Origin of the sequence: Anoxybacillus thermarum (assembly GCF_000836725.1) — a bacterium.
GTDB classification, from domain to species: Bacteria; Bacillota; Bacilli; order Bacillales; family Anoxybacillaceae; genus Anoxybacillus; species Anoxybacillus thermarum.
Genome location: NZ_JXTH01000016.1, coordinates 1 through 19,506, shown reverse-complemented (window position 1 = coordinate 19,506; position 19,506 = coordinate 1). Strand labels below are relative to the sequence as shown.

At 41.9% G+C, this 19,506-nt stretch carries 23 protein-coding genes and 2 pseudogenes; 8 read left to right on the top strand and 17 right to left on the bottom strand.

The window, feature by feature from the left end:
* Entirely contained in the window at positions 1-1,161 is a 1,161-nt protein-coding gene (spoIIP, locus tag LH47_RS05695; RefSeq protein ID WP_043965488.1) for a stage II sporulation protein P, read from the bottom strand.
* Positions 1,162-1,233: 72 nt separating this feature from the next.
* Positions 1,234-2,337 (bottom strand): GPR endopeptidase, encoded by a 1,104-nt coding sequence (gpr, locus tag LH47_RS05690; protein WP_043965486.1) that lies wholly within the window; start codon positions 2,335-2,337, stop codon positions 1,234-1,236.
* A gap of 192 nt (positions 2,338-2,529) precedes the next feature.
* Here gpr and rpsT point away from each other — a divergent pair, with 192 nt between their 5' ends.
* Together rpsT and LH47_RS05680 are read left to right on the top strand one after the other, a co-directional pair.
* Complete coding sequence (rpsT, locus tag LH47_RS05685; protein ID WP_021095125.1) at positions 2,530-2,796, top strand: 30S ribosomal protein S20; 267 nt, start codon at positions 2,530-2,532, stop codon at positions 2,794-2,796.
* Positions 2,797-2,854: 58 nt separating this feature from the next.
* The gene (locus LH47_RS05680) at positions 2,855-3,538 is read left to right on the top strand and encodes a Crp/Fnr family transcriptional regulator (protein WP_043965484.1); all 684 of its coding nucleotides are present in this window, start codon (positions 2,855-2,857) and stop codon (positions 3,536-3,538) included.
* 9 nt (positions 3,539-3,547) lie between these two features.
* Here the strand turns inward: LH47_RS05680 and holA are convergent, their stop codons facing one another.
* Positions 3,548-4,528: a DNA polymerase III subunit delta gene (gene holA / locus LH47_RS05675; protein WP_043965483.1), complete on the bottom strand. Its 981-nt coding sequence runs from the start codon at positions 4,526-4,528 to the stop codon at positions 3,548-3,550.
* A 239-nt stretch (positions 4,529-4,767) separates the two neighbouring features.
* Here holA and LH47_RS15090 point away from each other — a divergent pair, with 239 nt between their 5' ends.
* Positions 4,768-4,902, top strand: a complete 135-nt coding sequence (locus tag LH47_RS15090; protein WP_003393868.1) for a YqzM family protein — start codon at positions 4,768-4,770, stop codon at positions 4,900-4,902.
* Between the two features lie 48 nt (positions 4,903-4,950).
* Here LH47_RS15090 and LH47_RS05665 read toward each other — a convergent pair whose 3' ends face one another.
* The 3 genes from LH47_RS05665 to LH47_RS05655 all read right to left on the bottom strand — a co-directional run bounded on the left by LH47_RS05665 (position 4,951) and on the right by LH47_RS05655 (position 8,290).
* On the bottom strand, positions 4,951-7,125 hold the full coding sequence (locus LH47_RS05665) for a DNA internalization-related competence protein ComEC/Rec2 (RefSeq protein WP_326938923.1): 2,175 nt from the start codon (positions 7,123-7,125) through the stop codon (positions 4,951-4,953).
* Between the two features lie 72 nt (positions 7,126-7,197).
* Complete coding sequence (locus LH47_RS05660; protein WP_043965478.1) at positions 7,198-7,665, bottom strand: ComE operon protein 2; 468 nt, start codon at positions 7,663-7,665, stop codon at positions 7,198-7,200.
* Positions 7,666-7,711: 46 nt separating this feature from the next.
* Complete coding sequence (locus tag LH47_RS05655) at positions 7,712-8,290, bottom strand: helix-hairpin-helix domain-containing protein (protein ID WP_043965475.1); 579 nt, start codon at positions 8,288-8,290, stop codon at positions 7,712-7,714.
* A gap of 76 nt (positions 8,291-8,366) precedes the next feature.
* Between LH47_RS05655 and comER the strand changes: the two genes are divergently transcribed.
* Positions 8,367-9,197: a late competence protein ComER gene (gene comER, locus LH47_RS05650; RefSeq protein WP_043965473.1), complete on the top strand. Its 831-nt coding sequence runs from the start codon at positions 8,367-8,369 to the stop codon at positions 9,195-9,197.
* 52 nt (positions 9,198-9,249) lie between these two features.
* Here the strand turns inward: comER and LH47_RS05645 are convergent, their stop codons facing one another.
* Genes LH47_RS05645 through LH47_RS05610 form a run of 8 tightly spaced genes read right to left on the bottom strand, consistent with a single transcriptional unit; the run spans position 9,250 to position 14,238 of the window.
* Positions 9,250-9,990 (bottom strand): class I SAM-dependent DNA methyltransferase, encoded by a 741-nt coding sequence (locus LH47_RS05645; RefSeq protein WP_043965471.1) that lies wholly within the window; start codon positions 9,988-9,990, stop codon positions 9,250-9,252.
* Positions 9,987-10,343, bottom strand: coding sequence for a ribosome silencing factor (gene rsfS, locus LH47_RS05640; RefSeq protein WP_043965470.1), 357 nt, complete (start codon positions 10,341-10,343; stop codon positions 9,987-9,989). Before rsfS ends, LH47_RS05645 begins: the two co-directional genes overlap by 4 nt.
* The gene (gene yqeK / locus LH47_RS05635; RefSeq protein WP_009374066.1) at positions 10,340-10,915 is read right to left on the bottom strand and encodes a bis(5'-nucleosyl)-tetraphosphatase (symmetrical) YqeK; all 576 of its coding nucleotides are present in this window, start codon (positions 10,913-10,915) and stop codon (positions 10,340-10,342) included. Before yqeK ends, rsfS begins: the two co-directional genes overlap by 4 nt.
* Complete coding sequence (locus tag LH47_RS05630) at positions 10,905-11,471, bottom strand: nicotinate-nucleotide adenylyltransferase (protein ID WP_043965469.1); 567 nt, start codon at positions 11,469-11,471, stop codon at positions 10,905-10,907. Before LH47_RS05630 ends, yqeK begins: the two co-directional genes overlap by 11 nt.
* Positions 11,472-11,481: 10 nt before the next feature.
* On the bottom strand, positions 11,482-11,775 hold the full coding sequence (gene yhbY, locus LH47_RS05625; RefSeq protein WP_021095136.1) for a ribosome assembly RNA-binding protein YhbY: 294 nt from the start codon (positions 11,773-11,775) through the stop codon (positions 11,482-11,484).
* Entirely contained in the window at positions 11,769-12,596 is an 828-nt protein-coding gene (aroE, locus tag LH47_RS05620) for a shikimate dehydrogenase (protein ID WP_084221258.1), read from the bottom strand. Before aroE ends, yhbY begins: the two co-directional genes overlap by 7 nt.
* 20 nt (positions 12,597-12,616) lie before the next feature.
* Complete coding sequence (gene yqeH / locus LH47_RS05615; protein ID WP_043965523.1) at positions 12,617-13,720, bottom strand: ribosome biogenesis GTPase YqeH; 1,104 nt, start codon at positions 13,718-13,720, stop codon at positions 12,617-12,619.
* Between the two features lie 5 nt (positions 13,721-13,725).
* The gene (locus tag LH47_RS05610; protein ID WP_043965468.1) at positions 13,726-14,238 is read right to left on the bottom strand and encodes a YqeG family HAD IIIA-type phosphatase; all 513 of its coding nucleotides are present in this window, start codon (positions 14,236-14,238) and stop codon (positions 13,726-13,728) included.
* 279 nt (positions 14,239-14,517) lie between these two features.
* On the opposite strand from LH47_RS05610, the gene sda reads away from it, so the two are divergent.
* Positions 14,518-14,658, top strand: coding sequence for a sporulation histidine kinase inhibitor Sda (gene sda / locus LH47_RS05605; RefSeq protein WP_021095140.1), 141 nt, complete (start codon positions 14,518-14,520; stop codon positions 14,656-14,658).
* A gap of 11 nt (positions 14,659-14,669) precedes the next feature.
* Here the strand turns inward: sda and LH47_RS05600 are convergent, their stop codons facing one another.
* A complete protein-coding gene (locus LH47_RS05600) occupies positions 14,670-15,467 on the bottom strand; it encodes a phosphatidylserine decarboxylase (RefSeq protein ID WP_043965467.1) in 798 nt (265 codons plus the stop codon).
* Positions 15,468-15,591: 124 nt separating this feature from the next.
* Between LH47_RS05600 and pssA the strand changes: the two genes are divergently transcribed.
* From pssA to motB, 3 genes are all read left to right on the top strand, one after another.
* Positions 15,592-16,131 carry a CDP-diacylglycerol--serine O-phosphatidyltransferase gene (gene pssA / locus LH47_RS05595; RefSeq protein ID WP_043965466.1) on the top strand — a complete coding sequence of 180 codons (540 nt, stop codon included), beginning with the start codon at positions 15,592-15,594 and terminating at the stop codon, positions 16,129-16,131.
* A 117-nt stretch (positions 16,132-16,248) separates the two neighbouring features.
* Complete coding sequence (motA, locus tag LH47_RS05590) at positions 16,249-17,049, top strand: flagellar motor stator protein MotA (protein ID WP_043965464.1); 801 nt, start codon at positions 16,249-16,251, stop codon at positions 17,047-17,049.
* Positions 17,033-17,788, top strand: coding sequence for a flagellar motor protein MotB (gene motB / locus LH47_RS05585; RefSeq protein WP_043965462.1), 756 nt, complete (start codon positions 17,033-17,035; stop codon positions 17,786-17,788). The genes motA and motB overlap by 17 nt, the downstream gene beginning before the upstream one ends.
* Before the next feature lie 26 nt (positions 17,789-17,814).
* On the opposite strand, the pseudogene LH47_RS05580 reads toward motB, so the two are convergent.
* Positions 17,815-19,130, bottom strand: a pseudogene (locus tag LH47_RS05580) (TrkH family potassium uptake protein).
* 233 nt (positions 19,131-19,363) lie between these two features.
* Positions 19,364-19,506 (bottom strand): annotated as a pseudogene (locus tag LH47_RS15085) (UPF0236 family protein); the annotation flags it as partial.

Below are 19,506 nucleotides of genomic sequence, written 5' to 3'. Positions count from 1 at the left end.
CTACTTTTTTTCTGCCGGTTGTGTCGCATTTACTTTTTCTGCTTGCCAATAATATTCGCTAAATACGTCCGCTACTGCGGATGCTGTTCGATACAATTCTTGAAACGTATTATCGACACCACCAAACTCGATTAAAATCGCGTTTTCAGACAAATCTTGGTTAAACTTTCCATTTGTTCCGACTCCTTTTTTCTCAAATGTTCCACGACTTAACCCGGGATATTTTTTTTCAAGCAGCTCATGCAATTTCGTAACAAGCTGTAAGTTTTTTTTATACTTTGCGTTCTCCCCACCGATAATAAACGACACTCTTGCATAGTCAACGCCGTTAATCGTCACCGTCGTATCATTGCGACGTCGGGAATCACGGTGAATATCAATGAAATATTGAACGTCTCGATTTTTTGCCATCGCTTCGACAACCGTTTTACGCGACATATCATACGCTTGATAATATTCCATATTATTTTTTAACAACTTCCCGATGAAATCGGTCGTATCAACGACAGCACCGATGCCGCGCTTTTCCAATTCTTCGCCTAATTTTTTTCCGACTTTCGTTACATTCACAGTCGGATGATGCGCAAAGTTTGGGTTCGTCACCCCTTTTAACGCTGGCAAATACGATTCTTGTGTATGTGTATGATAAATATAAACCACTTTCTTTCCTCCCGTCGTTTGTGAAGGGGCAGGAGCAGGTGGCGCTTCTTCCTCTTGAAGCTGCTCTTGTGCAGCTTCCCGCTCAGCAAGCAGCACTTCTAAAGGAGGAGGCGACTCATACGGCATGTTTGTAAAGTTCGTTCCTTCACCAGCTAAAATAATTTCGCTATCATATAGTGAAAAACCAGGCAACTCCCGTCCTAACAAACTGCGCGGATCATGAAAATTCACGCTTGTTGTCATTTGAAAAAAATATGTAGAATACGGTATTTGGTGTCTTTCTTTTGGTAGCATTTCACGAAAATACACATTTTCAAATGAAAGTACATATACAAGCGACTCCGTCGAAAAACGATTCGTCATTTCATGAACAGAAGAAGAGGAAAGGCGATATGTTGACGTCGCTGTCATTGTCGCGACAACCGTTATCGTACTGATAAATGTAAACAAAATGAATATAATCCACTTTTTTATACTTGTTCCGTGAACGGTCACCATCATTTTTTCACTTCACCCTTTCAAAGCTTGTCTACTCTATCAATATGACAACGCTTTGAAAGATAGAACGAAAAACTAATGCGTATATGCCCCAACGTTTTCTTGATCAATGCGATGATGTAGGGCAGCGTTCAACCCGCCTGATAATATGTTTGCCATGTCCTCAATAAATACATCGACCTCTTTTGGCGTAACCATTAAATTATGTCCGATCGGGGCGAGCACTTCGTAAATTAACTTCCGTTTTGCTTCTTCATCGAGCATGCCGACCATCCCTAAAAAGGTAGAACGATCCGATTCACTCGGTAAATCTTCTTCCGTCAACTTTTTTTTCTTTCCGAATACGAGACTCGCCGGGGCAAGAGCACGGGCAGGTTGATTGCCTTCTTTCATCTCGCGACCGAGATGTTTTAACAACAAGTCGATCGTGTCGCTCGCAATTGACACAGCATCAACAACCGTCGGCACACCAATCGCAATGACAGGAATACCTAACGTTTGTTTACTAAGTTCTTTTCGTTTATTTCCCACTCCTGATCCCGGGTGAATGCCTGTATCAGAAATTTGAATGGTAGCATTTACTCGTTCAATCGAACGCGCAGCTAACGCATCAATGGCAATAATAAAATCCGGTTGAATTTTTTCAACAATGCCGGCAATGACGTCGCTCGTCTCAATGCCCGTCATCCCCATGACCCCTGGAGCGAGCGCACTTACCGACCGAAATCCGTCTTGAACGCTTTCTGGTTGCAGTTGAAATAAATGGCGCGTCACGACTAAATTCGATACAGCTAACGGACCGAGCGCATCAGGGGTGACTTCCGCATTCCCTAATCCGACAACAAGACAACTTGCTTCTTTCGAAATGCCAAGCTGCTGTAAAAAGGCATGAAAATGTTTCGCGAATAATTTTTCCACTTTTTGCTGCAAATCGGTATCTTGTGTTCGAATGCCTTGCGCCTCTATCGTCAAATATTTTCCAGCTTTCTTCCCTAACGTTTTTGCACCTTCCTCTGTCACTTCGACAAACGAAAAATGAATGCCATCTTCTTCCCAATCGCGAATGAATACCCCTTCCAGCGACGTTTGCTTTTCGTTTTGCAATCGTTCTTCAATTGCTATTTCGTGGGCTTCAATGGCCAAATCCGTTCGTACGCTATACGGTCGTAAATCAATCATACGGTCTCCTCCATGTATTTTTTATCATTTGTTTTATCCATTTTCCTCCTTTTTCATACAATCGCACTTTTCCGGCTTTGCCCTATTGCATAATTAAGAGCAGTTTGGTAGAATATCACTTGTTCTTATTGTTCATGGAACTGTCGCGTATTGAACGTATATATTTGCGATCGGTTAACGGAGGTGAAAAAAATGGCAAACATTAAATCTGCAATTAAGCGTGCAAAAACAAGCGAAAAGCGCCGCGCTCATAACGCAGCTATGAAATCAGCAATGCGCACAGCAATCAAAAAGTTTGAAGCGCTTGTTGAGTTAAAAGACGTGGAAAAAGCAAAAGAAGCTTTCGCATTTGCAACGAAAAAAATTGACAAAGCAGCTAGCAAAGGCTTAATCCACAAAAATGCTGCAAATCGCTATAAATCACGTTTAGCGAAAAAATTAAACAGCATTACAGCATAATGAAAAAACAGCTTGTCATACGCGGCAAGCTGTTTTTTCATTATGGGAGGGGATATATATGTTTCATTGGGTAAAACAACAGTTAAAAACGATTTCGCTATTTTCCCAACTATCTGATGAAGAACTAGAGGCGATCGTACATATCGCAACCGTTCGAACGTATAAGCCGAAAATGCTTGCGTTTCTGCAAGGCGACCCGCTTGAGCGCGTCTTTTTTATCGTTCGTGGGACAGTAAAAATTTACAAAACAGATGTAAGCGGAAAAGAACAAATTGTATCTATTTTACAAGAGGGAGATATGTTTCCACACACCGGCTTTTTTCGGCGCGGCACGTATCCTGCACATGCGGAAATGATGGACGAAACAACACTGATTGTCATTCCAATTGAGCAATTTGAACAAACACTCATTTGTTATCCACAGCTATGTATCAAGCTTTTTCGCATCATGGGCGAAAAAATTATCGAATTGCAAACACGATTAGAAGAACTAGCCTTTCACAATACAACTGAACAATTGGCGCGACTTTTCATTCGATTAGCAACAACAAACGGCGTATATATGAACGGTCGTTATCGTCTGAAAACATCGCTCACAACGCGAGAATTAGCCAATATGATTGGCGCCGCGCGCGAAACGGTAAGCCGTGTACTAAGCCAACTCAAACAGCAAGGGATCATTACGACAGATAATGATGGCTACTATATGATCGATGTCGATGCGTTACAACAAAAGCGGTAGATAAAATCTCTACCGCTGCAACTTTAAGAAAAACAACTGCAATAACAACTGTTTATCCATTGCGCTACTTTTTAGCGCATAGTCGGTTTCTGCTAAATCGTATAAAATGCTCATGAGCTGTTGCTCTGAAAACCCGCTCGCATAACTTGCCGCTACTTTCACACGAAACGGATGAACACCTAACATCGAGGCGATTTGTTGTTGACCGTACCCTGTTTTCATCAGTTCCTTCACTTCATAAATAAGCCGAAATTGGCTCGCTAACAGCGCAACAAGCTTAATTGGTTCTTCATTTTGGCGCAACAAATCTTGAAGCGTTTGCAACGCAGCTGGGACGTTTCGCTTTGCCATTTGTTCAACGAGGGTAAATACGTTTTGTTCCAGCGTGCGCGACACAAGTAATCGAACATCGCTTGCTGTAATGGAACGATGCTCAGCGAAAAGCATAAGTTTTTCAATTTCATTTGCTAATGTCGCTAAATCTGTGCCCGCTAATGTAAGTAACACATCGATCGCATCATCGTCGATTTGGCATTGCCCTTTCACCCATTGCTTTAATTCTTTTTCGTTGAGCGGTTTAGCGACGATCACATGCGCTTTTTTTAATAACGCTTTCGTCACTTTTTTCCGTTCATCTAACTTTTCATACGTTCCAACGAAGATGACGCTAGAAAACGGCGCAGGCTTTTCAATATAAGCTTCCAATCGTTTCATATCGTGTTCCACTTTTTCTTTTCCTTTTTCTGCTGTTAAAAAATACGGTTGCTTCACAATGACGATTTTTCGCTCACCGAAAAACGGAAGCGTCTCTGCATCTTCAAGCGCCACTTCAATTGGTGTTTCTTCACAATCGTATGTACTGACATTCCATTCACGTTCTTCATCTGGCAACGCTCGGCGAACAATTTGTTCATATGCTTGTTTCATTAAAAAATGCTCCGTGCCATATATGACATATAGTTGTTCCATGTTCTCTTCCCCATTCTTCATCCATTTTCTTTAAAGAACATACAACGTTTCGGAGCATTTTACAAGGGAGTTAGCAGATGAAAATCGCCAACTCCCATTTATTTAAACGTTGGAAAATAAGCCCTAGGAACTTATTTATCCAACGGGTATCTTTATCTTTTCCGATCTCGCACGAACTATTTGTGACAACTGTTGTCAACAATGTAGATTTTCTCTCTTTTTTCCCTTATACTAATGGTGAGAAAATAGGAGGGATGGTCATGAACGAATTTGAAAAAAACGTTCAATGTACGCGCAACGATGCCGTTGACTCGGCTGTTGGCTTCATCGTATCATTCGGCTTTTTCGCCACTATGTTCATTATTGCTACACTTGTAAAATTTTTTGGTGCATAATGAACAGCCGAAAGAGATTGCATGTTGCAGTCTCTTTTTTCTTGCATTTTATGGCGAAAAGGTTTGAATGGTGCTTATCCGTTTCGAAAAACGAATGACGATAGCACCATGTTCATCGGTACGAAACGTACGAACGTGATAGTCGCGCAAACGCTTGAGCACTTCACGATGCGGATGACCGTATCGATTGCGACGTCCGACTGAAATGAGCGCTACTTTCGGACGAATATGTCTTAAAAACGGCTCAGATGTCGATGTTTTACTTCCGTGATGCCCGACTTTTAATATGTCAACAGGCAATGAGCGATACATCGTGATGAGTTGTTGTTCCCCTTTTTCTTCTAAATCACCTGTAAATAGCCAGTATGCTCCTCCCATAAACGCATACAGCACAATCGAACCGTCATTTGTCGTCTCTTCATTTCCAAACGGAGAAAGAATGTAAAATTGCGCTTTCCCAACCGTCCAACGATCGCCGCTTTTCACCATTTGTACATGCGTCCCTTTACTGATCGCATGTGCAATGACCGTTTGCAGCAAATCATTTTTGTGCATACCGACAAACAATTTTCGCACACGGACAGCATTCAATACATCGCTTGCATCCCCGATATGATCGAAATCACCGTGTGTCACAATGAGCGCATCAAGTGCGCGAACCCCTTTGGCTTTCAAAAATGGAACGATGACATCTTCTCCGACACGAAACGATTGCTTCCTTCTTCTCCACGGCTCATCGCCAAATGACATTGTTCCGCCCGTATCAATCATATAAATGGCTTTTCGATACGGCAATTCGATATATATACTATCTCCTTGTCCAACATCTAACATGACGACTTCGCCGCTTGGACGAAAAAACGGCCAAATGAAATGAACAATGATGACAAAAATAAGTGAAAATCGAAAGACGATTTGTTTATACTCAAACGAAAGGAAAAAGAGAACAATTGAAATGATATAAGCAATCAGCAACCACATTGGCGGACGACCGAGGGTGAGCAAAAATGCATTCGCTAATGACATCACAAGCCTGTTCGTATGTTCAATAACAAGCGTCAATATATATGTGATGATTGAGCTAACAGGTGGCGCAAAGATGTGGATAAAAAACGCTAAAAACAAGAGCGGCAAAATGACAAAAGAATAAAGCGGAACAAACATGATGTTTAATGGAATCGATAAAATGGAAACTTCGTAAAAATGGTAAAGCAAAATCGGTAAAGCCCCTATTTGTGCAATAAACGACGTCATAAACAACTGACGAATCATTGAACGTTCGTTTTGAATAAACGAAGAACAAATGATTAACGCGAAACAAACGAGAAAAGATAATTGAAAACCGAGATGAAATATCATATATGGGTCTTTTAGTAGTAAAAGAAGACAAGCGGCGCTTAATGCATCAAGCGTACGAAGACGAGAGGAAAAGAGAAGAAAACAACTTGTCATCATTGCCGCACGCATCACTGACGGAGCGGCCCCTGATAAAATGACATATAAAGGAATACAACATAATAAAATCACAGTTGCTCGTTCCCGTGTGATCCCGAAACGAATGAATAAATAAAAACAACCACCAGCAAGCAATGTCATATGCAAACCTGAAATCGCTAGCAAATGGATAAGCCCTAACTTTTGATAGCTCGAAAGAACGGTTGGCTCTATATCGCTTCGTTCACCATAAATCAGCGCCTGCATAAACGCGCTAACGCCGCGAGGAAAATGATCTTGAATGTAGCGAATGCCTTGTTGACGAACGATTTGCAATCGTTCCACCCATGTCACATGCGTGCGAATGCACCGTTGAAGTGAAGCTGGACGAACGATCCAATGGATACGATCATAAAACAAATACCGGCGATAATTGAAAGCATAAGGATTCGTCGGTAAAGATGGTCGTTCAAGCGCTCCTTTTACCAAACAGGCTGTACCGATTTGAAGGGCATCCCATTCATATTTTTCTTCTTCCGTACGAAGGCGATAAATAAGCTGAAGACGTTCATGCTTCCATTGTACAACCGTTTTTATTTGATCCCCATCTATATGAATCGGAGCAACAAACCGCACAAACAGCGCCGTTTCATGTCCTGAAAGTGCCGTCACGTTATGACGATCGATCCAATTGCCCCATAACAGAAAAAACAAATATGCGCTAGCACAAACGATCAACAACGCCCGCTTCCGCCAAAGTAAAAACAAATGATACACGACCGAAAGCACAAAGCAAACAACTGATTTTGTCAATATAGACAGGACGGCCAAAACGGCCGCCATTGCTACGTAAACGATACATCATCTCCCCTTTGCCTGCAAAAATGTCGGAATGGACTCCACATCAAACGGGACGTGCCTGACCGTTACCCCTGCTTGTTCAAACAATTGCAAAGCAAACGGATGATTTTTATAGTCGCTCGCATAATAAACAGCTTTCATCCCGCTTTGAATAATCGCTTTACAACATTGTAAACATGGAAAATGAGTGACGTATATTTCCGCCCCTTCTGTTGGCACACCAAACTTCGCACATTGTAAAATGGCGTTCATTTCCGCATGAATGGTGCGCACACAATGGTTGTCAATGACATAACATCCTTCGTCTATACAATGGGCTCCACCTGCGATCGAGCCGTTGTATCCCCCTGCAATGATACGTTTATCGCGCACGATCGTTGCCCCGACCGCTAGCCTTGTGCATGTGCTCCGCAACGCTAATAAATGGCTTTGTGCCATAAAATATTGATCCCATGTAATTCGTTTCATGTTGTTTCTCCCCCTTGTCCATTATGCCTTTAGTTTATCGCCAATTTTAACGCACGACAATTTGTTCTTTTATTTTCTCAAACGATTTTCCCCCGATTCCACTCACATTCAACAAATCTTCCACTTTTTGAAACGGTCCGTGCTCTTCGCGATATGCAATAATGGCAGATGCTTTTGCTGGACCGATGCCTTGTAGCGTTTGCAATTGCTCTGCCGTCGCTGTATTAATGTTTACTTTCCCGTTTGATTGATCTGTCGTATGCATGTCCGCTAGTTCGCTTATTTCTTCGCCTTTTTTCGGCACGTAAATGACCATTTCATCATGCACTTTCATCGCCAAATTCATTTTCGTTTCATCCGCTTCTTCTGTTAATCCCCCTGCCATTTCAATCACATCCCGAATGCGGCTTGTCGCTGCGACTTCATATACTCCGGCTCGTTTAACCGCTCCTTTCACATCGACAAAAACAGACGTTTGCTCTTCTTGTTTTTCTGCTTGTTGTTCATTTTGTTCAAAAGGCAACGGTTGTATCGTCGTTTCTTCTCTTTGCGTCATCCAAATGATCGCTCCAATGACAAGTGCCCCAATATATATCCAACGCTCATACGTTTTTATCCACTTCATACGTCCACCCTTTCATAAAACGTGTCATCGTCGCATACATATGACATATAGTGGTGACGGATAGGGGGGAGTACCGTTGAATATAGGGTTTATCGGAACAGGAAACATGGGAACAATTTTAATTGAATCGTTTATTAACGGCAATGCTGTGAAGCAAGAACAACTATTTATTACGAATCGAACGCTTGAAAAAGCGTACAGCATACAACAACGTTTTCCAAACGTCCATGTCATACAAACGAACGAAGAAGTGGCAAAATATGCAACGATTATTTTCATTTGCACAAAGCCGCTACATATGCCAGCCGTTTTAAAACAATTACGGCCACATTTGACCGACCATCATTGCATCGTGTCGATTACGAGCCCGATTTCCGTTCAACAGCTCGAATCGCTCGTGCCGTGTAGCGTTGCTCGCGTCATTCCAAGTATTACGAATCGGGCACTTGCGGGAAGCTCTCTCATTACCGTAAGCGAGCGTTGCACAAAAGAAGAGAGAGCGACAATTGAACGGCTATTCCGTTGCATTTCTCGTCCAATATACATAGACGAGCCCATTACGCGCATCGCTTCTGATTTAACGAGCTGCGGACCGGCCTTTTTCAGCTACTTAATTCAAAAATTTATTGATGCAGCTGTACAGCAAACGGCCATTACAAACGAACAAGCAACGATGTTAGCGACAGAAATGATGATCGGACTAGGTGCCTTGCTTGAGAAACAATTGTATACACTACCGACATTACAGGAGAAAGTATGTGTCAAAGGTGGCATTACAGGAGCTGGCATTGACGTGTTAGAAAAAGAAGTCGGGGACTTGTTCGTTCATATTTTTCAAAAAACGCATGAAAAATTTGACGAAGAAAAAGAAAAGGTGCGCCAACAAATCGATTATATTCGCGATTAATAAAAAAAATCCTGCTAATTAAAACGTCCCAAAAGCAAACACTTTTGGGACGTTATTTTTGCGCAATGAAAAAAATGCGCTCGCTTTCATTTGTCGGCTGTTGTTCTGTAAAATCTGCCCATACGTGCAACAAGCGAAATCCTGCTTGTTTTAGCCATGTGATATATCGATCTACATCGTACGTGCGCTGCACATGCATTTCATCAACTCGCTCATATACCCCTTCGTCTAATCGGACAAAAAACGTCAATTCATGTTCGACGCTATGCGGCCAGGAGCCTGGATAACAGTTCCATATATAGCTCACTTGATCATCATTGCTCGCAAATGTCCCATGTTGTAAAAAGACGTTCTCTATTTTAAATAAAGAATGAACGTCAAATAAAAACAATCCACCTGACTTCAATTGATCATATACGCGCGAAAACGTAGCGACCACATCTTCTTCCTGCAATAAATAATTGAGTGAATCGCAAAAAATGACGATCGTATCAAACGGCTCAAACGGACCAAAATCGCGCATATCTTGCTGAAAAAACGAAAGATCGACTCCGCGTTCTTGTGCTTTCATTTGCGCAATCGCCAACATTTGTTCCGATACATCAACACCTGTCACGTCAAATCCTTTTTCAGCTAAACGAAGGGCAAGCTCTCCTGTGCCGCATCCGAGATCAAGCATTCGCTTTCCTGTCTGGTAAGATGACACCGCTCGTTCGACGAGCGCACACCATTGATTATATGGGGCATCGCTCATTAATTGATCATACCAACTCGCAAACCGTTCGTACGTCATGCCCGAAGATCACTCTCAATTTGTTCAAGCGGCGCATCGCCCCATAACCGTTCGAGATTGTAATATTCCCGGTCTTCTTTATGAAACACGTGGACGACGACATCTCCTAAATCAACTAAAATCCAACGCGCTTCGTCAAATCCTTCCACACGTTTGACTACAACATCATGTTCTTCCGCTTTTTCTTTAATTTCACGCGCAATCGCCTGCACTTGTTTATCTGAATTGCCGTGGCAAATCATAAAATAATCGGCAACGAGCGAAATACCTTTCATATTTAATGCTACAATATTTTCTGCCTTTTTTTCATCTGCTGCTTTGACTGCAATGCGTAAAACATCTCGTTCTGTCACGATGAAACCCCCTTTAATTTTTTTGCTATATCATTATACGTATGAAACGTATCCGGGTAAATGGGCTCGCGTTTGTCCATTAAAAATTGAATCGTATTTTGAAGCGCACGAAAAAGCGCATGATCTAAATGTTCTCGCGCTAGCGCTCGCACTTCATCAACACCTGGAAACGAACGATTCGGCTCAATATAATCGGCGATATACACAATTTTTTCAAGCAACGTCATATTCGGTCGCCCAGATGTATGATAACGAATTGCCTGCAAAATTTCTTCATCTTGAATACCGACTTCCGTTTGTACTAAATATGCCCCAACAGGCGCATGCCATAATTCCGGACTATATGCTAACAAGTCTTGTGGCATTTGTTGTTCTACAATAATGCGCTTCATTTCTTCTTTCGTGCGAAATTTTGCGTAATCGTGAAAAATGGCAGCTAATTCCGCCTTTTGCACATCAGCTCCGTACAATTTTGCTAGCTCAATAGCTGTTTCCATCACACCTACCGTATGAACGTACCGCTGTTCTTTTAATTGTTTGCGCACGATAGCTAACGCTTCTTCACGTTTCATACAACCGATTCTCCTTTATATATAATTGAACCGCTTCTGGCAACAAATATGTCACGCTTTTTCCGTTTTGGATACGTTCGCGAATGAGCGAAGAAGAAACCGCAAACGTCGGGACGTCCACTTCGATGATCGGATACGGCGTAAAAAGCGAATAGCCTGGACGTTTTACACCGACAAATTGAACGAGCTGAACGAGTTCGTCAATGCGATACCAATGCGACAAATATTCGACCATATCTCCGCCAATAATGAAGTAAAATGCCGTATGCGGGTGTCTTTTTTTCAACAAAACGATCGTGTCGTACGTATACGATCGCTCTTTCCGTTCTAATTCAATCGTTTCAACGCGAAAGTGTGGCTGGTTGGCGATCGCCATACGCAACATATTGACGCGATGCACATGATCGGTCACCTGTTTATCTTTATGCGGCGGAATGTAGTTTGGCATAAACCATATTTCATCGAGCTTTAATTCCGTTCGTACATCATCTGCAATTAATAAATGCCCATAATGAGGCGGATCAAACGTCCCACCTAAAATGCCTACTTTTTTCACTGCATCGCTCCTATTTTGGTAACACAATTTGCTTTCGTTCACGAGACTCTTTGTATAACACAATCGTATGACCGATCAGTTGGACGACTTCCGCCCCTGCTCCGCTCGCTAGCTGCTCGGCAATCACTTCTTTTTCCTCTTCGCAGTTTTTTAACACGCTTACTTTAATGAGCTCTCTCGCTTCGAGGGCATCAACAATTTGTTTAATCATATTGTCGTTCACGCCGCCCTTTCCGACTTGAAAAATTGGCGTTAAATGATGGGCTAAAGAACGTAAAAATCGCTTTTGTTTTCCTGTTAACATGTTTTTCCTCCTAGCTGTTGTATTACAACTTTTTCCATCCGTTTTGTATCCGGAAAGATCCCTGTCCATTTTTCAAACGCTAGTGCACCTTGGTAGACGAACATGCCGACGCCGTTTTGCACGCGCGCTCCCCTCTCTTTTGCTTCTTGCAGCCATTTTGTCATCAGCGGATTGTAAATAATATCGCTGACGATCGTTCCTTTTTTTAACGTTTGAAGAGAAATAGGCATCGCATCGACGTTCGGATACATACCGACAGATGTTGTATTAATAATAATATCATACTCCCCTAAACGTTCCTCTGCTTCCTCAAGCGAGTAAACAGAAGATGTTTGTTTTGCAATAAACGTCTCCGCCTTTCCTGCGGTACGATTACATACATCAACGGCAGAGACACGATGTTTCAAAAGAGTAAAATAAATGCCGCGCGCCGCTCCCCCTGCACCAACAAGCAAAATGCGCGCACCCGATAAGTCGATGTTCATTTGCTCACATAACGCTCGGACAAACCCTTCACCATCTGTATTATAACCAATCCATTTCCCATTTTCATTGACGACTGTATTGACTGCCCCCATTTGTTTTGCCGTTTCATCAAGTTCATCCATATACGCCATCACCGCTGTTTTATGTGGAATCGTCACATTAAACCCTGCACATTGTAACGCTTTTAACCCTTGCACCGCCTCTTTTAACAGGTGAGGTTCAACATGAAACGCATGATAATGCGCATCGATACGTAACGATTGAAACGCATCGTTATGCATAAGCGGTGATAATGAATGATGAACAGGACAACCAATTAGACCGAATAACTTCACGTTCCTCTCCCCCTCTTCTGTTAAATGAGCGATCTGCGCAACATGACACCGACACCTTTTGGCGCATACGCAACGACATGAGCGCCAGGTTCATGACATGTCACCCAACCGAGCCCCGAAAAAACAATATCTGTTTTCGGTTCTTTTAATGTGAAATGATGGGCAACAAGCGGCGGCAATTGCTCGCAATAGCTTTTGCGCGGTGGCTGCAACAATTCCCCAAGATGTTTCTCATACAACTCATCCGCATGGTCACGCTTCGTTCGATGAATAAACAATTCATTTGACATATAACATACAAATGGACGTCTTCCACCGCTTACATAATCTAACCGAGCCAGCCCTCCGAAAAATAACGTTTGTTGTTCATTTAATTGATACACTTTCGGTTTAATTTCTTTCTTTGGCGTAATGACTTTTAAATCTTTTTTATCGACGAAATGCGCCATTTGATGATGGTTAATAATTCCTGGCGTATCATAAAGAGCCGAGCCGTCATCGAGCGGTATTTCAATCATATCAAGCGTCGTTCCCGGGAAATACGATGTCGTAATGACATTGCCTTTTCCTGTTGCTTCTTTAATGATGCGATTAATAAACGTTGATTTCCCAACGTTCGTACAACCGACGACATACACGTCTTTTCCGTTGCGGTATTCATCAATCGCTGCCATCGCTTCTTTCATTCCATATCCTTTATTGGCGCTCACTAAAAAGACGTCGCGCGGCTGCAAACCGAGTTCGCGAGCGGATTGTTTCATCCACTGCGTCACTTTTTCATGTTTTACGGATTTTGGCAATAAATCGACTTTGTTGCCGACAAGCAGCACATCTTTTTTCCCGACAAATCGATGTAGTCCTGGCAGCCAGCTACCGTTAAAATCAAAAATATCAACAATTTTCACGACTAATCCGTCTGCTTGTCCGATGCCGTGCAAAATGTTTAAAAAGTCGTCATCCGTTAACGACACGTCTTGCACTTCGTTGTAATGTTTTAATCGAAAACAGCGTTGGCAAATGATTGGATCTTTCTCTAGCGCTGAAGGGGGCGCATATCCGATTTTCTTTTCATCTTCCGTTTGAATCGTTACTCCACATCCAATGCAAATCATTTGTTCACTCATCTTTATCACTCCCAATGAATCATACCTTTTTTTCGCATTATATTTAAAATTTTTCGTTCAATGTTTCGGTTCATCCGAGTAAAAAAACCGTCCGTTTGCGCAACAGGAACGACTAAAATCGTATGTAATCCGAGCCGGTTGCCACCGAATACATCGGTAAGAAGTTGATCGCCAATGACGACAACTTCTTCTTTTTTCAATTTCATGTCGCGCAACGCTTGTTGAAACGCTCGCGTCAACGGCTTGCGCGCCTCGAAAATGAACGGAATGCCAAGCGGCTTAGCGAACGCTTCCACTCGCTTTTTGTTGTTATTGGATACGACGGTAACTTGAATGCCGCTTTGTTTCATTTGTTCAAACCACCGAACAACGTCAGGCGTCGCAAGCGGACGATCCCATTCAATTAACGTGTTATCTAAATCTGTAATAATTCCTTTTATCCCTTTTTGTTTTAAATGTTCTGGGGTAATTTCAAAAATACTTTTCGCATGTTCGTTCGGCAAAAAATATTTTAACATACGTCCTCATTCCTTCTCTCTTTTTTACATAAATAAACAAATTGTAAAATTTTTCGACAAAATCCGACGTTTTTCACATCATGTGGATAACTTTATACACATGATCCACATTCATTTTTCAACATTTCTTCATCGTTATAAACAACAAATCCACAACTTATCCACCAACAAATGTGGATAATTAGAACAATTGTTCTTATGTTTGATTTATGGTAAAGTGAAGATAAACCTACCATTATATGTATACATCTTTCCATGTATACCGAGGAGGCGAAAAAAATGAAATGTTTGCCTGACGACTTGTTAATTGAGTCATACTACAAAGCGAAAGAATTACAATTAAGTAAAGAATTTATTCAACTTATTGAACGTGAAATTTTCCGTCGCCATTTGGACCATAAAATTAAACAATCTTCGTGATGAGCCCTTAGTTACTGGCTCTTTTTCTTTTGCGCAAAAAAGCCGAGACGTTGCCCCATTTTTACTTCAAGTGGCGGAATAATTTGTTCATCTAGCGTAAAAGCGCCTTTTTCAAACAATAACACAACGGTTGAACCGAACGAAAAATATCCGATTTCTTCCCCTTTGTTCACATAGTCATGTTCATGTGTTAATTCAATGCTGTTGACAAACATCGCTCCGACTTTCACAATGGCTGTATGCATACCATTTGTACACAGTTCAGTAATTCTTCTGTAATTTTTAGAAAGCGGATCTTTACCATATTTCAATCCGAGACGGTTAACAGGGTATGACTTGCCACCGAGCTCCCACTGCTTCACAACTTCCCCACATATTGGGCTATGAATACGATGATAATGGCTCGGACTTAAATACAAAATAATAAACGTTCCATGCAAATACTTTTCAGCGATCCGATCATCGCCAAGCATCTCACGAATGGAGTACATTTTTCCTTTGACGATGATTTCTTTTTTATCTGTAATGATGCCGACATCTTCAATAACGGCATCGACAGGACTTACGACACTATCTGGATGTTCATCGATCGGACGAAGTCCTTTTTTTAGCGAACGGATAAACAATTGTTGAAGCGTTTCATATTCGTGCAACTTTTTTTCCATTTCTTCTTCATTGACTTTATATACTTTCGCATAAGATGGAATAACCCACCGGCTCCATTTTGAGCGCGTAAACGAAGCGAGCCACTTAGATGTGAAAGGATGATTTGTCAATTCAATGAATAGGCGATATAGCCATTTAACCAACGATTTTCCCTCCTAAAGTAAAGAATATCCTTTACTAGTTTGCTTATTATCAATAAAATATTAGTAACCGAGTGATATTTTTGGCAAGTGGGTCGGCACGATTTTAATAAAGGAGTGAACGTGTATGTTTTTATCTGATTATATTGATCATACCATCAAAAAACTTAAAGCGCATACGGCAAACGTATTGACGTTGACAAATTTAAGCCTAGGAGGCTTTGCGATTTTATTTGCGGTAAAAGGCCAGCTAAACGTATCTGTATTGTTTATTTTTTTGGCAGCACTTGCCGATCGTTTTGACGGAACGGTCGCTCGGAAAATGAATATTGAATCTGACTTAGGGAAACAATTGGACTCAATGAGTGATATTATATCATTTGGAGTAGCACCTGCACTATTACTTTATCAAGGATTATTGCATGAATTTGGCGCACCCGGCTCATTTTTTACGATTTTTTATATCGGTTGCGGCGCTTTTCGCTTAGCACGATTTAACATTACGGAAAACAACGGATATTTTACCGGTTTGCCGATCACAGCGGCAGGTTGTTTATTGACGCTCAGCTACTTAACGATTCATTACTTCCCGCCTTACGTCTTTATTTTTATTATTTTTACGCTTTCACTTTTAATGGTCGGTTCATTCCGATTAAAGAAAATGTAACCCTTGAAGTTTCCCACTTCAAGGGTTTTTTTCGTACAAATTTCCCTTTTCAAACATTCGGATAAGTTATATGATAAACTTGGATTTATTTTTCATTCTACGACTAGAGGTGATATCATGGACCGTACGTCCTTAATCGGGCTCATTCTTGGCATTATCGCTGTCGGTGTCGGAATGGTGTTTAAAGGGGTAAGCCCGGCTGTACTCATTAACCCTGCTGCGATTTTAATCATTTTATTAGGGACAGCGGCCGCCGTCACGATCGCCTTTCCAACGAAAGAAATTTCGAAAGTGCCAAAGTTATTCGGAGTCATTTTTAAAGAATCAAATACGCCAAAAATTGAAGAACTCATTCCGCTGTTCGTTGAGTGGGCAAACATCGCTCGCCGCGAGGGGTTGTTAGCGTTAGAAGCAAAAGTAGCCGAAATCGATGACCCGTTTTTGCGCAACGGATTAAGTTTAGCGATTGACGGACAATCACAAGAATTTATTCGCGATGTCATGACTGAAGAAATTGAAGCGATGGAAGAACGCCATTTAGCGAATGCAACGATTTTTACGCAGGCAGGAACGTATGCTCCGACGCTTGGGGTACTTGGTGCCGTCGTCGGATTGATCGCTGCCCTTCAAGATATGTCCGATATTGAACGTCTTGGTCATGCGATTAGTGCGGCGTTCGTTGCGACGCTCATGGGAATTTTTACAGGATACGTTCTTTGGCATCCGTTTGCGAACAAGCTAAAACGCAAATCGAAGGAAGAAATTAAAGTGCGACAAGTGATGGTTGAAGGCGTGCTTTCAATCATTGAAGGACAAGCACCGCGGGCGATTGAACAAAAATTAGCATCTTATTTACCGATGAGCGAACGTCAAAAACTTTTAGGACAAGGAGCTCAAAATAATGGCGAAAAAGCATAAAAAACATCATCATGAGGAACATGTCGATGAAAGCTGGCTAATTCCGTACGCCGACTTATTAACGTTGTTGCTTGCGCTATTTATCGTTTTATTCGCAAGTAGTCAAATTGACTCAAAAAAATTTATGGAAATTGCACGTGCGTTTAATAGCGTATTCACAGGTGGTACGGGAGCGCTGCAATATTTAAGTCCCATTGAACGAGAAGAAATGGATTCGGTCATTAAAGATTCGCCAAATCAAAAACCGTATGTCAAAATTTCAAAAGAAGAATACGAGGAATTAAAAAAGATTCAAAGTAAATTTAACGAATACGTCAAAACGAGTCAACTAAGTAGAGAATTGTCTGTCGCGATGACAGAAGAAGGATTGCTTGTAACGATTGCGAACGATGTGTTATTCGACTCAGGGAGCGCTGATATTAAGCCACAATATCGCGATGTCGCAAAAAAAATATCGAACTTGCTTGTCATGAATCCACCGCGCAATATCGTCATTAGCGGACATACAGACAACGTGCCGATCAACAATGCGAAATTTGCTTCGAACTGGGAATTAAGCGTTATGCGCGCCGTCAACTTTATGAAACTATTGCTTGAAAATACAAGGCTAAACCCGCAGTTATTTAGCGCAAAAGGGTACGGGGAGTTTAAACCAATCGCCTCAAATGCTACACCTGAAGGACGCGCGAAAAACCGACGGGTCGAAATTTTAATTATGCCGCAAGAACCTGCACAATAAAAGCGAGGGAGCCTCCCTCGCTTTTTTCATCCTGTCAATATATCGCCACTCGGATAACGAATATTTGTTTTTTTCGGCTTCGCAATCGAATATACGAGCGTTAACGGACCTAATTTCCCAAACAACATGACGCAAATAATGAGCACTTTCCCGATCGCTGATAAATGCGATGTCATATTCATCGAAAGGCCAACTGTACCAAATGCGGATACAACTTCAAATAAAAGCGCAAGAAGTGAAGCATTTTCTGTAAGCGTCAATATCATTGTCACAACAAAAATAAACAACATGCTCATAGACGCAATAGCCAATGCCCGTAAAATAATCGTATGGCGAATCGCTCTCATCCAAACGACCGTTTCTTCTTTTCCTTTTAAAAAACTTATCACCGCAAAAATAATGACCGCAAACGTTGTCAGTTTAATACCTCCGCCTGTCGACGTGCTTCCCGCTCCAATAAACATAAGGAAAATCATAAGCATCGCTGTTGGCTGTTCAAGCGAACCGATATCGATCGTATTAAATCCTGCTGTTCTCGGCGTAATGCCTTGAAAATATGATGCCCATAGTTGCTCACGAAGCGAAAGGGAACCGAGCGTTTTTGGGTTGTTATGTTCGAATAGGAAGAAGGCAATGATCGCCACAATGTTCACAACAAGCGTCATGACTAACATCAACTTCGTATGGAGAGATAACTTTCTCCAACGGCGTTGGTACAATACGTCAAATACGACAGTAAAACCGAGCCCGCCGATGATAATTAATGACGTGACCGTCACATTGACGATCGGATCTCCGACGAAGCGCGATAAATTATCAGGCCATAACGCAAACCCGGCATTATTGAACGATGCAATTGTGTGAAAAAGGCTATAATATAACCCTTGCGCCCAACCCATTTTCGGAACCCAATCGACTGCCAGCAGCGCTGCGCCGACAAACTCCATAAATAAAGAAAAAAACAGTAAATTGCGCGCCAAACGAATGACGCCACCGAGCGACGGTTGGTTTAACGCCTCTTGCATCAACATGCGCTGCTTCATCCCGATTTTTTTCCAAGCACAATAACAACGAGTACCGCAAATGTCATAATCCCAAGTCCGCCAACTTGAATAAGCACCATTAAAACAACTTCTCCAAATACGGTAAATGTAGAGCTAGGATCAATCGGCGCTAAGCCAGTCACCGTTGCTGCGGATGTCGATAAAAAAAACGCATCAATCCAGCTGATTTCCTTCTCTGTTGCAATCGGCAGCTTCAACAATACCCCGCCGACAACGACGAGAAAAAGAAACATGCAAGCTAACAATTGCAGGGGAGTGAGCTTTAACGTTTTAATCATGCTCCATCCTTCTTTCGTATGTATGTTACATGTTCCGATTATACAAGATTTTCTTTTCACTAACAAAGGGCAAAAAGAAAAAGAGTCAGTCAAGACTTTGTGGAGAACATTTTTTCGGTTCACTACGGGTGTTGTCAATCACTAGTTAGCGAACCATTTTCAGGAATTGATATCGTAAGCGCTTTTGGACTCTCATCCCTCATCTTGAAGTGATGATATTGTATTCCATTTTTTTACACCCAACCAAAATCCCGAAGCGCCGACAACGCTTGATGGATCGGCGTCCCGGATGACCGCTGCAGACACGGTAGATTCTGACGCACCACATCTGCCCACAACCGTCCTGCCTTCCGTTTGGCCTGTTCAACCCGCTTGG